At 68.0% G+C, this 13,861-nt stretch carries 15 protein-coding genes; 8 read left to right on the top strand and 7 right to left on the bottom strand.

Annotation, left to right across the window (positions count from 1 at the left end; translation table 11 throughout):
• Positions 1-63 precede the first annotated feature (63 nt).
• A complete protein-coding gene (locus J0J10_RS14090) occupies positions 64-654 on the bottom strand; it encodes a DUF2345 domain-containing protein (protein ID WP_291647124.1) in 591 nt (196 codons plus the stop codon).
• Positions 655-820: 166 nt separating this feature from the next.
• On the opposite strand from J0J10_RS14090, the gene J0J10_RS14085 reads away from it, so the two are divergent.
• On the top strand, positions 821-2,293 hold the full coding sequence (locus J0J10_RS14085; protein WP_291647203.1) for a cryptochrome/photolyase family protein: 1,473 nt from the start codon (positions 821-823) through the stop codon (positions 2,291-2,293).
• Between the two features lie 3 nt (positions 2,294-2,296).
• Here J0J10_RS14085 and J0J10_RS14080 read toward each other — a convergent pair whose 3' ends face one another.
• On the bottom strand, positions 2,297-3,091 hold the full coding sequence (locus J0J10_RS14080) for an SDR family NAD(P)-dependent oxidoreductase (RefSeq protein WP_291647123.1): 795 nt from the start codon (positions 3,089-3,091) through the stop codon (positions 2,297-2,299).
• A gap of 162 nt (positions 3,092-3,253) precedes the next feature.
• Here J0J10_RS14080 and J0J10_RS14075 point away from each other — a divergent pair, with 162 nt between their 5' ends.
• The gene (locus J0J10_RS14075) at positions 3,254-3,970 is read left to right on the top strand and encodes an alanyl-tRNA editing protein (protein WP_291647122.1); all 717 of its coding nucleotides are present in this window, start codon (positions 3,254-3,256) and stop codon (positions 3,968-3,970) included.
• Between the two features lie 51 nt (positions 3,971-4,021).
• A complete protein-coding gene (sseA, locus tag J0J10_RS14070; protein ID WP_291647121.1) occupies positions 4,022-4,876 on the top strand; it encodes a 3-mercaptopyruvate sulfurtransferase in 855 nt (284 codons plus the stop codon).
• Between the two features lie 126 nt (positions 4,877-5,002).
• Here the strand turns inward: sseA and J0J10_RS14065 are convergent, their stop codons facing one another.
• A complete protein-coding gene (locus J0J10_RS14065; protein WP_291647120.1) occupies positions 5,003-5,710 on the bottom strand; it encodes an ankyrin repeat domain-containing protein in 708 nt (235 codons plus the stop codon).
• Between the two features lie 255 nt (positions 5,711-5,965).
• The gene (locus J0J10_RS14060; RefSeq protein ID WP_291637738.1) at positions 5,966-6,172 is read right to left on the bottom strand and encodes a TOBE domain-containing protein; all 207 of its coding nucleotides are present in this window, start codon (positions 6,170-6,172) and stop codon (positions 5,966-5,968) included.
• Positions 6,173-6,278: 106 nt separating this feature from the next.
• Between J0J10_RS14060 and modA the strand changes: the two genes are divergently transcribed.
• From modA to modC, 3 genes are read left to right on the top strand one after another with little or no spacing between them, the layout of a single operon-like run.
• Complete coding sequence (gene modA / locus J0J10_RS14055) at positions 6,279-7,085, top strand: molybdate ABC transporter substrate-binding protein (RefSeq protein WP_291647119.1); 807 nt, start codon at positions 6,279-6,281, stop codon at positions 7,083-7,085.
• Positions 7,082-7,780 carry a molybdate ABC transporter permease subunit gene (modB, locus tag J0J10_RS14050; protein ID WP_291647118.1) on the top strand — a complete coding sequence of 233 codons (699 nt, stop codon included), beginning with the start codon at positions 7,082-7,084 and terminating at the stop codon, positions 7,778-7,780. The genes modA and modB overlap by 4 nt, the downstream gene beginning before the upstream one ends.
• The gene (gene modC / locus J0J10_RS14045; protein ID WP_291647117.1) at positions 7,777-8,865 is read left to right on the top strand and encodes a molybdenum ABC transporter ATP-binding protein; all 1,089 of its coding nucleotides are present in this window, start codon (positions 7,777-7,779) and stop codon (positions 8,863-8,865) included. The genes modB and modC overlap by 4 nt, the downstream gene beginning before the upstream one ends.
• A gap of 12 nt (positions 8,866-8,877) precedes the next feature.
• Here the strand turns inward: modC and J0J10_RS14040 are convergent, their stop codons facing one another.
• Complete coding sequence (locus tag J0J10_RS14040; RefSeq protein ID WP_291647116.1) at positions 8,878-9,510, bottom strand: pyridoxamine 5'-phosphate oxidase family protein; 633 nt, start codon at positions 9,508-9,510, stop codon at positions 8,878-8,880.
• Between the two features lie 214 nt (positions 9,511-9,724).
• Complete coding sequence (locus tag J0J10_RS14035; protein ID WP_291647115.1) at positions 9,725-10,762, bottom strand: aldo/keto reductase; 1,038 nt, start codon at positions 10,760-10,762, stop codon at positions 9,725-9,727.
• 277 nt (positions 10,763-11,039) lie between these two features.
• On the opposite strand from J0J10_RS14035, the gene J0J10_RS14030 reads away from it, so the two are divergent.
• Positions 11,040-12,233, top strand: coding sequence for a CaiB/BaiF CoA transferase family protein (locus J0J10_RS14030; protein ID WP_291637750.1), 1,194 nt, complete (start codon positions 11,040-11,042; stop codon positions 12,231-12,233).
• Positions 12,234-12,245: 12 nt separating this feature from the next.
• Positions 12,246-13,028 (top strand): enoyl-CoA hydratase/isomerase family protein, encoded by a 783-nt coding sequence (locus J0J10_RS14025; RefSeq protein ID WP_066475316.1) that lies wholly within the window; start codon positions 12,246-12,248, stop codon positions 13,026-13,028.
• Positions 13,029-13,064: 36 nt separating this feature from the next.
• Here J0J10_RS14025 and J0J10_RS14020 read toward each other — a convergent pair whose 3' ends face one another.
• Entirely contained in the window at positions 13,065-13,835 is a 771-nt protein-coding gene (locus tag J0J10_RS14020; protein ID WP_291647114.1) for an SDR family NAD(P)-dependent oxidoreductase, read from the bottom strand.
• Positions 13,836-13,861 lie beyond the last annotated feature (26 nt).

Raw genomic sequence — 13,861 nt, 5'->3', positions numbered from 1 at the left:
CCCGGGCGGGGTTTTCGTTTCCGGAGGGCGAAGCCGAGCGCCGGCTCTCAGTTCTGCAGAATCTTAGTTCTGGAGGATCTTGGAGCCCTTGATCGTCACGTCGGAACTCGCGACGGCATTGATCCTGCCGCCGGCCCGGATGTTGACGTCCTTGCCCTTGAGATCGACCGAGCCATCCTTTTTCAAGTGGAGGGAGGCCGCACCGGAATCGAGCAGCATGCCGTCGGCAGCCTCGACGCTGAGCGCCCGGCCGCTGGCGATGGCGAAATCCTTGCTGCTGTCGATGTCGATGCTGACCGCTGCCGCGACATCGAAGGCGCGCGTCGTCAGGCTGATCTGCCTGTTGGCATTAAGGTTGAGCGCGGTCGCGGCAAAGATGCCGATACCGGTACCGGCCGCCAGCCTGATGCCGGCGCCGGATTGCAGCGTGTAGGCGCTGCCGACACTGGTCCTGAAGTTGCTGCCGGCGTTCAACGTCAGCTCGGCCCCGGCGCTGATCGTGCAGTTGCCGCCCACCGTGATACTCAATCCGGTCGGCGCGCTGATCGCGACCGAGCCGCCACGGCCGACATTGATTGCCTGGAGCAAGGCCGCGAGCTGGATTTCGAGTGCGGCCACGCGGCGCGTCAGCGCCTCCACTTCCGGTGTCGCCATCAGACTGCCTCCCCGACGATGCCGTTCTCGACCCGCAGCCGCGGCGAGTGTATCACGGCCCCTGCCGGAGGCAGCACGCAATGACGTTACGGCAGAACGGACCATCGCCGATCCGGGACGCCTGGCAACGGCGGAAAGCAGCGCCGGAAGGAGCAGCAGAGACGTGATGCAAGGCCCCGCCCTGGTCTGGTTCCGCGAGGATCTGCGCCTCTCCGATAATCCGGCTCTGACCGCCGCTCTCGATCACGGCTCGGTCCTCTGCCTCTACATCCTCGACACGTCGCCGAAGCGGCGGGCGCTCGGCGGGGCGGCGCGCTGGTGGCTGTCGCGCTCGCTCACAGCGCTTTCGGCCGCTATCACGGTGCGCGGCGGCGAGCTCCTCGTGATGCGCGGCGATCCCGCGCAGATCCTGCCCCGTCTGGTTCGGGAAGCCGGCATCGGCTTCGTCGCCTGGAACCGGCGCTATGAGGCGCCCGCCATCGCGCTCGACAAGGCCCTGAAAGCCGAGCTCGCGGCGAGCGGGGTCGCGGTGGAGAGCTTCAACGCCGCCCTACTCAACGAGCCCTGGCAGGTGAAGAGCAAGGCAGGCGGGCCGATGCAGGTCTTCACGCCCTATTGGCGCGCCGCCCGCGAGCGCGGCACGCCGCACTCACCCCTGCCGGCGCCGAAGACCATCCGCAAGGCGGAGCTGCCGGCCTCCCTGCGCAGCATGACGCTGTCGGTCGACGAGCTCGGTCTCGAGCCGGGCAAGCCCGACTGGGCCGGCGGTCTGCGCGAAAGCTGGACGCCCGGTGAGGACGGAGCCCAGGCCCGCCTGACCGATTTCCTCGACGAAGGCCTCGCGGGCTACCGCACCGAACGGGACCGGCCGGACCGGCCGGCGACATCGCGGCTCTCGCCGCATCTGCGCTTCGGCGAGATCGGCCCGCGCCAGATCTGGCAGGCCGTGCAGATGGCGCTCGAAACCGGCGAGACGACGGGAAGCCCGGCCGACGCCGAAAAATTCCTGTCCGAGATCGGCTGGCGCGAATTCTCCTATCACCTGCTGTTCCACAACCCCGAGCTGGCGACGCGCAACTTCAATCGACGCTTCGACGGCTTCGGCTGGGAGCAGGACATGGCCGGGCTCGCGGCCTGGCGGAAGGGACTGACCGGCTACCCGATCGTCGATGCCGGCATGCGCGAGCTCTGGCGGACCGGCTGGATGCACAACCGCGTGCGCATGGTGACTGCCTCCTTCCTGATCAAGCATCTGCTGACCGACTGGCGTGCCGGCGAAGCCTGGTTCTGGGACACGCTGGTCGATGCCGACCCGGCCAACAACGCCGCGAGCTGGCAATGGGTGGCGGGGTCCGGCGCCGACGCGGCGCCCTATTTCCGCATCTTCAACCCGGTGACCCAGGGCGAGAAATTCGATCCCGACGGCGCCTATGTCAGACAATTCGTGCCGGAGCTCGCGAAGCTCGACGTCAGGTTCATCCACCGCCCCTGGAGCGCGCCGCAAGCCATTCTGCACGAGGCCGGAATCAGGCTGGGCGAGAACTATCCCCGGCCGATCGTCGATCTCGACTTCGGCCGCAGGCGCGCGCTCGCCGCGCTGGCGCAGCTCAGGGCGGACGGCGCCGCCGAGGAAGCCTGAGATTCAGCCGTCGCGGTTCGTTCCGCCGGCCAGGGCCCGCGCCGCGCGGAAATAGAGCGGATAGGGCAAGAGCCGGATCAGTTTTAGCGTCCAGGCGAGGCGCCGCGGAAAGACGATCTCGAAGCCGCCGCGGGCAAGGCCGTCGGCGATACGAGCCGCCGCCGCCTGTTCGCTCATCAGCAGCGGCATCGGAAAACTGTTGCGCTTGGTCATCGGCGTGTCGACGAAGCCGGGATTGACCAGCTGCAGGCGGATGCCGAGCCGGTCGCATTCAAAGCGCAGGCTCTCGCAAAGATGGATCGCCGCAGCCTTGGAGGCGCCATAGGCGCCGCTCCCCGGCATGCCGGCATAGCCGACGAGCGAGGCGTTGACGGCGATCTGGCCCTTGCCGCGATCGCTCATATTCTCGATCAGGGCCGAAACCCCGCGCACCACGCCAAACAGGTTGACGGCAAAGATGCGCTCAAAGGTCGCCGCATCCAGCGCGTCGGGCCGGTTGCCCTGGGCCGTACCGGCATTGAGGAAGGCAAGCGCGATCGGGCCGTGGACGCTCTCGATACCCTCGACGACGGCGCGCATCGCCTCGGGATCGGTGACGTCGCCGGCATGAGCGACGATGCGCCCCGGCAGGCCTGCGCCCTGCAGAGCGACCTCCTCGAGCAGTTCGAGGCGCCGCGCCGTGATCGCGACCGTCCAGCCGCGCCGCGCCAGTTCGAGCGCCACCGCCGCGCCGATGCCGGAACTCGCACCGGTGATCCAGGCGACGCCGTCCTTCGGCTGCATGCGTGGCATGGTCATCGAGGGGTCCCCACACCGGTGATGAACCGGCGATCCAGCCCGGCAACCTAGTCACAGCAGCGGCGCGGCGGAAGCCCCGTCGGCGAAGAGGATCATCGATCGCAGGCATCTTTGCCGCGGCCGCCGGGCCTGCGATAAGCTGACAATCCCAGGGAGATCTTCATGCCGACCGAATTGCTGTTCCGCGCCGACGCCTATCAGAGCGAAACCACAGCGACCGTTCTTTCCGTCAACGAGCGCGGCGGCATCGAGCTCGACCGGACGGTATTCTATGCCACCGGCGGTGGACAGCCGGGCGATGCCGGCCTCCTCGTCGCGGCCGATGGCCGCGAGATCGCGATCGGCACCACGATCTATGATCCCGAGGACAAGAGCCGCATTCTGCATGTGCCCCTGGAGGGGCAGGCCGCACCGGCCGTCGGCGACAAGGTCACCGCCCGGCTCGACTGGGAGCGCCGGCTGAAGCGCATGCGCATCCACACCGCGCTGCACCTGCTCAGCGTCGCCCTGCCTTACCCGGTCACCGGCGGCGCCATCGGCGAAGGCGATGGCCGGCTCGATTTCGACATTCCGGAAGGCGGACTCGACAAGGCCGAGATCGATGAGAAGCTGAACGAGTTGATCGGCCGCAACGCGGCAGTGACCGAAAGCTGGATCACCGATGAGGAGCTCGACGCCAATCCCGGCCTGGTCAAGACCATGTCGGTCAAGCCGCCGCGCGGGTCCGGCCGGGTCAGGCTGGTGAGAATCGACGAAATCGACCTCCAGCCCTGCGGCGGAACGCATGTCCGCAACACCGCCGAAATCGGCAAGGTCGCGGTCACCGGCATCGAGAAAAAGGGCAAGCAGAACCGGCGCGTCCGCATCGCACTCGCCTGAAGACTTCTCTCCAAGTCACTGAAAACAGACTCCTTCGAGGAACCCCGCTCCATGGCCAGCAACGATGTCTTAGTCTCCACCCAATGGCTGGCCGAGAGGCTCGACGCGCCCGACATCGTCGTCGTCGACGGTTCCTGGTATCTGCCGGCGCTGGCGCGCGATCCCGCCGCCGAATATGCCGAGCGGCGCATCCCCGGGGCAGTCCGCTTCGATATCGACGCGGTCAAGGACACGGAATCTGCTCTGCCGCACATGCTGCCGCGCCCCGAGGCCTTTGCGGCCGCCGCCGGCACGATGGGCATCGGCGACGGCATGCGCATCGTGGTCTATGACGGGCTCGGGCTGTTCTCGGCGCCGCGCGTCCGTTGGACCTTCCGGACCTTCGGCGCCCGCGACGTGGTGATCCTCGATGGTGGCATGCCGCAATGGCTGGCCGAAGGCCGGCCGGTCGAGGAAGGCGCGCCCCGCGCTCGCCAGCCGCGCAGCTTCACGGCACGGCTCGACCATTCCGCCGTCGCCGACATGAACGACGTAGCGAAGGCGCTCGAAACCGCTTCGGCACAGGTGATCGACGCAAGACCGGCGGAGCGCTTCCGCGGCGAGGCGCCCGAGCCTCGTCCCGGCGTCCGCTCCGGCCATATGCCGGGCGCGCTCAACCTGCCCTCTTCGGCGCTGGTGGCGAACGGCAAGCTCAAGGCGCCCGATGCCCTCGCCGCCGCCTTCCGCGAGGCCGGCGTCGACCTCGACAGGCCGATGGTGACGAGCTGCGGCTCGGGCGTCTCGGCCGCGATCCTCTCGGCGGCGCTGGAGACGCTCGGCAAGCCGGCGCGGGCGATCTATGACGGTTCCTGGTCGGAATGGGGCGCGAGCGACCGCCCGATCGCGACAGGGCCGGCCAAGGGCTGAGCCAGGAGCGCCGCCTAGATCACCGCGCGTCGGTTCGGACGCGGTCACGGTGATCTATCTCATTGTTATTGCATCGGAGCTTTCCGAAAAGTGGAGTCCACTTTTCGGTCCGATGCTATAGCCCGGCTAGCGCCGCTCCAGAACGGCCTCCATCGCGGCATAGCCGCGGCGGCGGGCATGATCGAGCGGCGTCGCGCCATCGCGGTCGGCAAGATCGCGGCGGGCACCGGCAGCGACGAGCGCGCGGGCGGTCTCGACATGACGCGGGCCGCCATCGCCGAGGATCACGGCCTCGATCAGCGCGGTCCAGCCGAGATTGTTGACATGGTCGAGCGGCGCGCCCGCCGCGATCAGCGCCTTCACCACCGCGTCATGGCCGAGATGCGCAGCGGCGATCAGGGCCGTGCCCGCATAGGGGCTGGTCACGGCCCGGGCGTCGCCGCCGATCGCCAGCGCGACCCGCATGGTCTCGACATCGTCGTTGACGGCCGCAATGGTGATCGCGTCATAGCGCTGGCCGTCGAGGGCTCGCGGATCGGCCCCCGCCGCGACCAGCGCGCGCATGATCTCGCGCCTGCCGGCATGAGCGGCGACATGCAGCGCCGTGCGGCCATGGCCGTCGCGGGCATCGAGTTCCGGCTTCTGCGCCAGGGCTCGCTCCAACGCCGCCATGTCGCCCCGATGAGCTGCGGCATGCAGCCCGGCATAGGCGGCGATCTCGGCCTGCGACGGTGGAATCTGCGCGACTGCCGGCCGGCCGAATCCGACCGTCGCCGCCAGCCCGAAAACGGCACCGACGAGGCGAAATCCGATTGCGCGTTGCCCGAAAACCATGATCGCGGCCTCCCGTTTCCGCGATCGGCGCAAGAGGCGGCAACCTGCTCAAAAAAAGGACAGCGATTCTGCCCTTTCCCTCTTGTACCGCTCCGCGGAACGCCCTATCTCTTGTGCACCGCAGCAGAGATGCTGTGGCGCCCTCCTTGGGCGTTTCCTCCCTAGACTTCGGCCTGCGCTTCGGCGCGGGCCTTTTTCTTTTCAGGAGGCTAGCCGGGCCGATGCCGGCCGGCAATCGCTCGGGCGATTCAGACGTCAGTCGATCGCGATCATCACATCCGAGGCCTTGACCACGGCATAGGCCTTCTGGCCGACCGCGAGCTTGAGTTCGTCGACCGCGGCATTGGTGATCGCGGAGGTCACGACCGTGCCGCCGACGTCGAGGCGGACATGGGCCGTCGTCGCCCCCTTGGTGATCTCGATGATGGTGCCCTTGAGCTGGTTGCGGGCGCTGATCTTCATGATCTTCTCCAGATGGAACGGCGAGCCGCGGCATGCGGACTCGACCTTTGCCGCCCAGCGCTATATTCAAACAAACATAGCGACAACAGCCAAAGCGAGGTCAGCAATGTCATTCCCCCGCCGTCAAGTCCTGGGTTTTGCGGCCTCGCTGCTGATTGGGCTCGCCGCAGCAACCTCTCAGGCACAGGCCCAGTCGAAGGAGCTGGTGATCTTCGCGGCCGCCAGCTTGAAGAACGCGCTCGACGAAGCCGCCGCCAGCTGGGTCAAGGAGAGCGGCAAGCCGGCGCCAAAGATCTCCTATGCCGCCAGCAGCGCGCTCGCCAAGCAGCTCGAACAGGGCGCTCCCGCCGACATGTTCCTTTCAGCCGATCTCGACTGGATGGACTATGTGGCCGGCAAGAAGCTGATCAAGCCCGAGACCCGCGTCAGCCTGCTCGCCAACCGGATCGCCCTGATCGCCCCCTCCGATTCGAAGGCGACCGCCACGCTCGCGCTAGGTGTCGACCTCGCCGCCACGCTCGGCGCCGGCCGCCTCGCCATGGCCAATGTCGATTCCGTGCCGGCCGGCAAATATGGCAAGGCGGCGCTGGAGAAGCTCGGCGGCTGGGACAAGGTCAAGGACAAGGTGGCGCAGGCCGATAATGTCCGCGCCGCGCTGCTGCTGGTTTCCCGTGGCGAAGCCCCGCTCGGCATCGTCTATGCGACCGACGCCGCCGCCGACCCGAAGGTCAAGGTGATCGCGACCTTCCCGGAGGACAGCCACCCACCGATCATCTACCCGGTCGCGGTGACCAAGGATTCGGCCAATCCCGACGCCGCCGCCTTCCTGACATTCCTGCGCGGCAACGGCGCCAAGGCGTCGTTCGAGAAGCAGGGCTTCACGGTCCTGAACAAGCCCGCCAGCTCTTCGTGAGCGACTGGCTTTCGCCCGAGGAATGGACGGCGGTCCGGCTTAGCCTCCTCGTCGCCACCACTGCCATGCTGGCGAGCCTGCCTTTCGGGATCGCCACCGCCTGGCTGCTGGCGCGGGGGCGCTTCTGGGGCAAGTCGCTGCTGGATGCGCTCGTTCACCTGCCGCTGATCCTGCCGCCCGTCGTCACCGGCTATCTGCTGCTGATCGGCTTCGGGCGGCGCGGCCCGATTGGGCAATGGCTTTATGACTGGTTCGGGATCGTGCTCTCCTTCCGCTGGACCGGGGCGGCCCTTGCCTGCGCCGTGATGGGCTTTCCGCTGCTGGTCCGGGCGATCCGCCTGTCGATCGAGGCCGTCGACCGCAAGCTCGAGGACGCGGCGGGGACGCTCGGCGCGAACCCGTTCTGGGTCTTCCTGACGGTGACGCTGCCGCTCTGCCTGCCCGGCATCCTCGCCGGCATGATCCTGTGCTTCGCCAAGGCGATGGGCGAGTTCGGCGCGACCATCACCTTCGTCTCCAACATTCCCGGGGAAACGCAGACCCTGCCCTCCGCGATCTACACCTTCACCCAGGTGCCGAATGGCGATGCCGGCGCGCTGCGGCTGACGCTGATCTCGATCGCGATCTCGGTCGCGGCCCTGTTCGCCTCCGAAGTGCTGGCGCGGGTCATCGGAAAGCGGATCGCAGTCGAATGACGAACGCAATCGAGATCGCGGTCTCGCACCAGCTCGGCGCCTTCAGGCTCGCGGCCGATTTCACCTCGGACGGCCGCCTGACCGCGCTGTTCGGCCGTTCCGGCTCCGGCAAGACCTCGCTGGTCAACATCATCGCCGGGCTCACCCGCCCGGAGCGCGGCCGCATCGCCATCGACGGCCAGGTGCTGCTCGACAGCGAGCGCGGCATCTTCGTGCCCAAGCACAGGCGCCGGATCGGCTACGTCTTCCAGGAGGCGCGGCTGTTCCCGCATCTCACGGTGAGGCAGAACCTGCTCTACGGCCAGTGGTTCGCACCCAAGGCGGATGTCGGCAGCAACATTGGCGACGTGCTCGATCTGCTCGGCATCGGCCATTTGCTGCAGCGCCATCCCGGCAGGCTCTCCGGCGGCGAGAAGCAGCGCGTCGCCATCGGCCGTGCCTTGCTGGCCAAGCCGCGGCTCCTGCTGATGGACGAGCCCCTCGCCTCGCTCGACGAAGCGCGCAAGGCCGAGATCCTGCCCTATATCGAGCGCCTGCGCGACGCGTTCGGCATTCCGATCGTCTATGTCTCGCATTCGGTCGCCGAGGTCGCGCGGCTGGCCTCCAATCTCGTCTTGCTCGACCAGGGCCGCGCCATCGCCAGCGGCAGCACGATCGATCTGATGTCGCGCCCCGATGTGCCGATCCTTTCGGCCGCGCCTGAAGCCGGCTCGGTCCTCGATGCACGGATCCTGCGCCATGAGCCCGAGCACGGCCTCTCCATACTCGAAACCCAGGCCGGACAGGTGCAGGTGCCGCATCGGGCGCAGGCTCTGGGCAGCCGGCTGCGCGTCCGGATCCTGGCCAGCGACGTACTCATCAGCCTGAAGCCACTGGACGGCATCAGCGCGCTCAATGTCCTCAGTGGCACGATCGCCGAGATCGGGGCGCGCCGGAGCGGCGGCTCGGCGCTCGAGATCGGCATCGACTGCAACGGCGCCAGCCTGCTGGCGCGTCTGACGAGCAAATCGGCGGAGCATCTGCGCCTGGCGCCGGGCAACCGCGTCTACGCTGTGATCAAGAGCGTCTCGATCGACGGCCAGTGAAGCGAGCGCGGCTCAATAGAGCCGCGTCCGATAGGCCTCCTCCAGATTGGCATCGGCCTCGGCGGCGTCGACCGCCCTGGTCTGCTCGGCGACGATGCGCCCGAGCGTTGGGAAGCTGCCGCGCTCGATCTGGGCATCCTGCGCCCAGAGTTTCGAGCGGATCAGGGCCTTGCCGCAATGGAAATAGGCCTCGTCGACCTCGACCAGCAGGCCGAGCTTCGGCGTCTTCTCCTGCACGGTCGTGGGTTCGAGCAGCGCCGTGTCGCGCGTCAGCCTCGCCCGGCCATTGACCCGCAGCGTCTCGTTGATCCCCGGCACGAAAAAGACCAGGCCGACGCCCGGCGAGCTCAACACATTGCCGAAGCTGTCGACCCGGTTGTTGCCACGCCGGTCCGGGATCAGCAGCGTCTTCTCGTCGAGCACCTGGACGAAGCCCGGCCCGTCGCCGCGCGGGCTCGCATCGGCCCGCCCCTCGCTGTCCGAGCTCGCCAGCACCAGGAAGGGCGAGAGCGCGATGAAGTCGCGGCAGAAATGGTCGAGCCGGTCGAGCACCTTGCGCTCGGCGATGAGATGGACCTCGCCGACCACGGCTCGCAACTCCCGTGCGTCCGCAACTTCGGTGCCAGGCTTCTCGCTCGTCGTCATCCCGCCCTCCGGCCGGTCGCGCCCCCGGCTGCACGATCAGCCGGGGCAGGCTCCACTCGCTCCGATCTAGCATGAACGGACGGAGCCGCCGAGGCCTCCCCCCGCAGAGCCGCCCCGGCCGTTGCCATGGCGATTCAAAGCCGTGCGAAACTGATTCCGCTTCCCGGCGGAAGCCCTTGAGGTACCGCCGGAAACGTGAACAGCCGTTGCAGCCTCAGCGCTGGTCCGGCTTGGTGCGATTGGCACCCTGGCGCTCCAGCATCCAGCCGGGATATTCGCGCGGCAGGGCGCTGGCCGCGTCGAGCGCCTTGAGCTCGTCAGGCGAGAGGACGATGTCGACCGCCGCGAGATTCTCGGCGAGCTGCTCCGGCCGCTTGGCGCCGACGATCACGCTCGTCACCGCCTGCTGGTGCAGCAGCCAGGCAAGCGCGATCTGCGCGACGCTGCGCCGATGCGTCTCGGCGATGCCGCGCATCACATCGATGACGTCGTAGCCGCGCTCGCGGTCGACCGGCGGGAAGTCGAAGCTGGCGCGGCGCCCGTCGCCGCCCTGCTCGTTGCGGCGGTCGTATTTGCCGGAGAGCAGACCGCCGGCGAGCGGACTCCAGACCATCAGGCCGACCTTCTCGGAGAGCAGCATCGGCACGATCTCGCGCTCGAGGTCGCGCCCGGCGATGGTGTAGTAGGATTGCAGCGAGGCGATGCGGGAAAGCTGGCGCCGCTCGCAGATGCCGAGCGCCTTGGCGACCTGCCAGGCCGCCCAGTTCGAGACCCCGACATAGCGGACATGGCCCTGGCGCACGAGGCTGTCGAGCGCCTCCAGCGTCTCCTCCATCGGGGTGACGCTGTCGAAGGCATGGATCTGGTAGAGGTCGATATGCTCGAGCTGCAGCCGCTTCAGGCTCTCCTTGACCTGGGCCATGATGTGGTAGCGGCTGGCGCCGCTGGCGTTCGGGCCCTGCCCCATACGGCTGAAGACCTTGGTCGCGATCACGACCTCGTCGCGCGCGATGCCGAGATTGCGCAGGGCCTGGCCGGTGATCTGCTCCGAGCGCCCCTCGGCATAGACATTGGCGGTATCGATGAAATTGATGCCGGCATCGAGCGCCGTCCTGACCAGCGCATCGGCCTCCTGCTGCTCGAGCCTGCCGATATGGCCCCAGAAGCCCTCGTCGCCGCCGCCGAAGGTCATGGTACCCAGGCATAGTTCGGAGACGAGCAGGCCGGTCTGGCCAAGCGTGTGATAGCGCATGACGTTCTCTTTCCATTTGAGGAAAACGCCCGGCTGGCGTCGATCGCGGCGTTTTTTGGCGTCGACCGTCACCGGGCTGGCTCGAAGATAATACTGCGCGAACGCGACACAATGTCGGGGCAGCAGATCACGGCGCCGCTCGCCGTCTCGTGGCGCCGCGGCGCGAGCGCGTCGCACATGGCCATGCCGCGATTCTTGCATACAAAATGGCTTTAACATTGACGCTCCCGGCCGATGACGGGATAGTCGCGCCCCCTGTAGAGCCTTCCGGAACATCATGCCTCGTCCGACACCGTCCTCCGCGCTGGAGAATCTGCGCGTCCTCGATCTCTCCCGGGTCCGCGCCGGCCCGACCTGCGCCCGGATCTTCGCCGATTTCGGCGCCGACGTGCTCAAGATCGAAAGCCCCCCGGGCGTCGACCCGAACGAGAACATGAGCGGCGCGCGGCATGGCTACGACATGCAGAACCTGCACCGGAACAAGCGCTCGCTGACCCTCAACCTGAAGAAGGAATCCGGCAAGGCGGTGCTGCGCCGGCTGATCGCCGATGCCGACCTGCTGATCGAGAATTTCCGCCCGGATGTGAAGGACCGGCTCGGCCTCGATTTCGAGACCCTGCATGCGCTCAATCCGCGCCTGATCCTGGTCTCGGTCTCGGGCTTCGGCCAGAGCGGCCCCTACAGGCTGCGCGCCGGCTTCGACCAGATCGCCCAGGGCATGGGCGGGATGATGTCGGTCACCGGCCTGCCCGGTCAGGGGCCGGTCAGGGCCGGCATCGCGGTGGCCGATTCCGCGGCGGGGCTCTACGGCGCGATCGGCGCGCTGGTCGCGCTGCAGGAGCGCGCGGTCTCCGGCAAGGGCCAGTGGGTCCAGACCTCGCTGCTCGAGGCGCAGATCGCGATGATGGATTTCCAGGCTGCGCGCTTCCTGGTCGAGGGCACGGTGCCGCCGCAGGCCGGCAACGACCATCCTTACGCGACGCCGATGGGCGTCTATGCCACGCGCGACGGCCACATCAATCTCGGCGTCGGTGCCGAGGGGCACTGGCGCTCCTTCTGCGGCGTGCTCGGCCGGCCGGAGCTGGCGAGCGACCCACGCTATGACAGCGTCGAGAAGCGCTTTGCGGCGCGGCCGGAACTGCGCGTCCTGCTCGAGGAGATCATGTCCACCCAGGACAGCGCCCACTGGCTCGACGCCTGCGAGAAGGCCTCGGTGCCGGCCGGGCCGATCTATTCGGTCGACGCCATGTTCGACGATCCCCAGGTGCAGCATCTTGGCATCGCGCAGCCCGTCACCCATCCGGTTCTCGGCGACATCCGCGTCATCGGCGAGCCGGTCGGCCTGTCGCGCACCCCGGCGAGCGTGGTTTCGCCGACGCCGGATGCCGGCGAGCACAATGATGAGATCCTCGCCGAGCTCGGCTATGACGCCGCGGCGATCGCGCAACTGCGCGCCGACGGCGCGATCTGAAGAGGTTTTCCGATGACCGACGAGATTCTCTACGACGTCGCCGACGGGATCGGCACGATCACGCTGAACCGGCCGCAGGCACGCAATGCGCTGACCTTCGCCATGTATGAAGGGCTGGCAAAGATCTGCAGCGATCCCGAGAGCCATGGCGCGCCGAAGGTGATCGTGATGACCGGCGCCGGCGAGAAGGCTTTTGCCGCGGGCACCGACATTACGCAGTTCCGCGAGTTCAAGACGGCCGAGGATGCGCTCGCCTATGAGAACCGCATCGAGAAGGTGATCACGGCGATCGAGAGCTGCTCCGTGCCGACGATCGCGGCGATCTCCGGCGCCGTCACCGGGGGCGGTGCGGCGATCGCCTGCGCCTGCGACCTCAGGATCGCGACGCAATCGGCCCGCTTCGGCTTTCCGGTGGCGCGCACGCTCGGCAACTGCCTGTCGATGGCGAATTACGCAAGGCTCGCCAGCCTGCTCGGCCCGGCCCGCGTCAAGGACATCATCTTCACCGCCCGGCTGGTCGAGGCCGATGAAGGCCATCGCGTCGGCCTCTACAACGAGCTCGTCGCCGACCATGCGGCGCTGATGGCGCGGGCCAAGGAACTCGCCGAGACGATCCGCGGCCATGCGCCGCTGACGATGCGCGCCACCAAGGAAGCGCTGCGCCGGCTCACCGAAGCGGCCAGCGCCGGCGTCGACGGCGATGATCTGGTCGCGCTCTGCTACACCAGTGCCGATTTCCGCGAGGGCATGGAGGCCTTCCTCGGCAAGCGGACGCCGAACTGGCAGGGCAAGTAGTCCACCTGGACGATCCGCTGCCCGGTACCCGCGCCGTCAGACGCGGGTGCCGCCATCGGCCATGACCACCGAGGCGGTCATGAAGGACGCCTCGTCGGAAGCGAGCCAGAGGATCGGCCAGGCGACCTCGCGCGGATCGGCCCAGCGACGCTGGATGTTGTGGTCGACCTTCTCGGTGCGCAAATCCTGCTCGCTCTTGCCCTGCGGGGCGAAGCGGCGGACATGGAAAGGCGTCAGCGTCAGGCCGGGGCAGACCGCATTGACCCGCACGCCGCGATCGGCCTCCTCGAAGGCTAGCGTCTTGGTCATCGAGATGATGCCGGCCTTGGCGACGTCGTACTGCCCCATGCCGCCGCGCGGATTGAAGGCATGGGTCGAGGAGATGTTGACGATCGCCCCCTTCCCCGCCTGCCGCAGCGCCGGCAGCGCCTCGCGGGCAAGATAGGCATAGCTCAGCAGGTTCACCGACAGGATCTTCTGCCAGGTCTCCGCCTTGGCCTCGTCGAGCGGCTCATAGGAGCGGATGCCGGCATTGTTGACCAGGATGTCGAGCCGGCCGAAGGCGGAGAGCGTCTCCGCGACGATCGCCGCCGCCGAAGCCTCCTGCCCGACATCCCGGGCGATCTCCAGGACCTCGGCGCCCGGCAGCGCGGCGCGGATCCGTGCCCCGACCTCGGCGAGCGCTGAGCCGTCGATGTCGACGAGCGCGACCTTGGCGCCCTCCTCGGCGAAGAGTTCGGCGGTCGCGGCGCCGATGCCGCCGGCCCCGCCGGTGAGGATCGCAACCTTGCCTTGAAGCCTGGGCATTCGCATCGTCCTTGAGATCGGAGGGG

Source organism: Allobosea sp., from assembly GCF_017308075.1.
Classification (GTDB): Bacteria; Pseudomonadota; Alphaproteobacteria; order Rhizobiales; family Beijerinckiaceae; genus Allobosea.
Note: the sequence above shows the minus strand (reverse complement) of the source record. Positions and strands in the feature narration are given on the sequence as shown.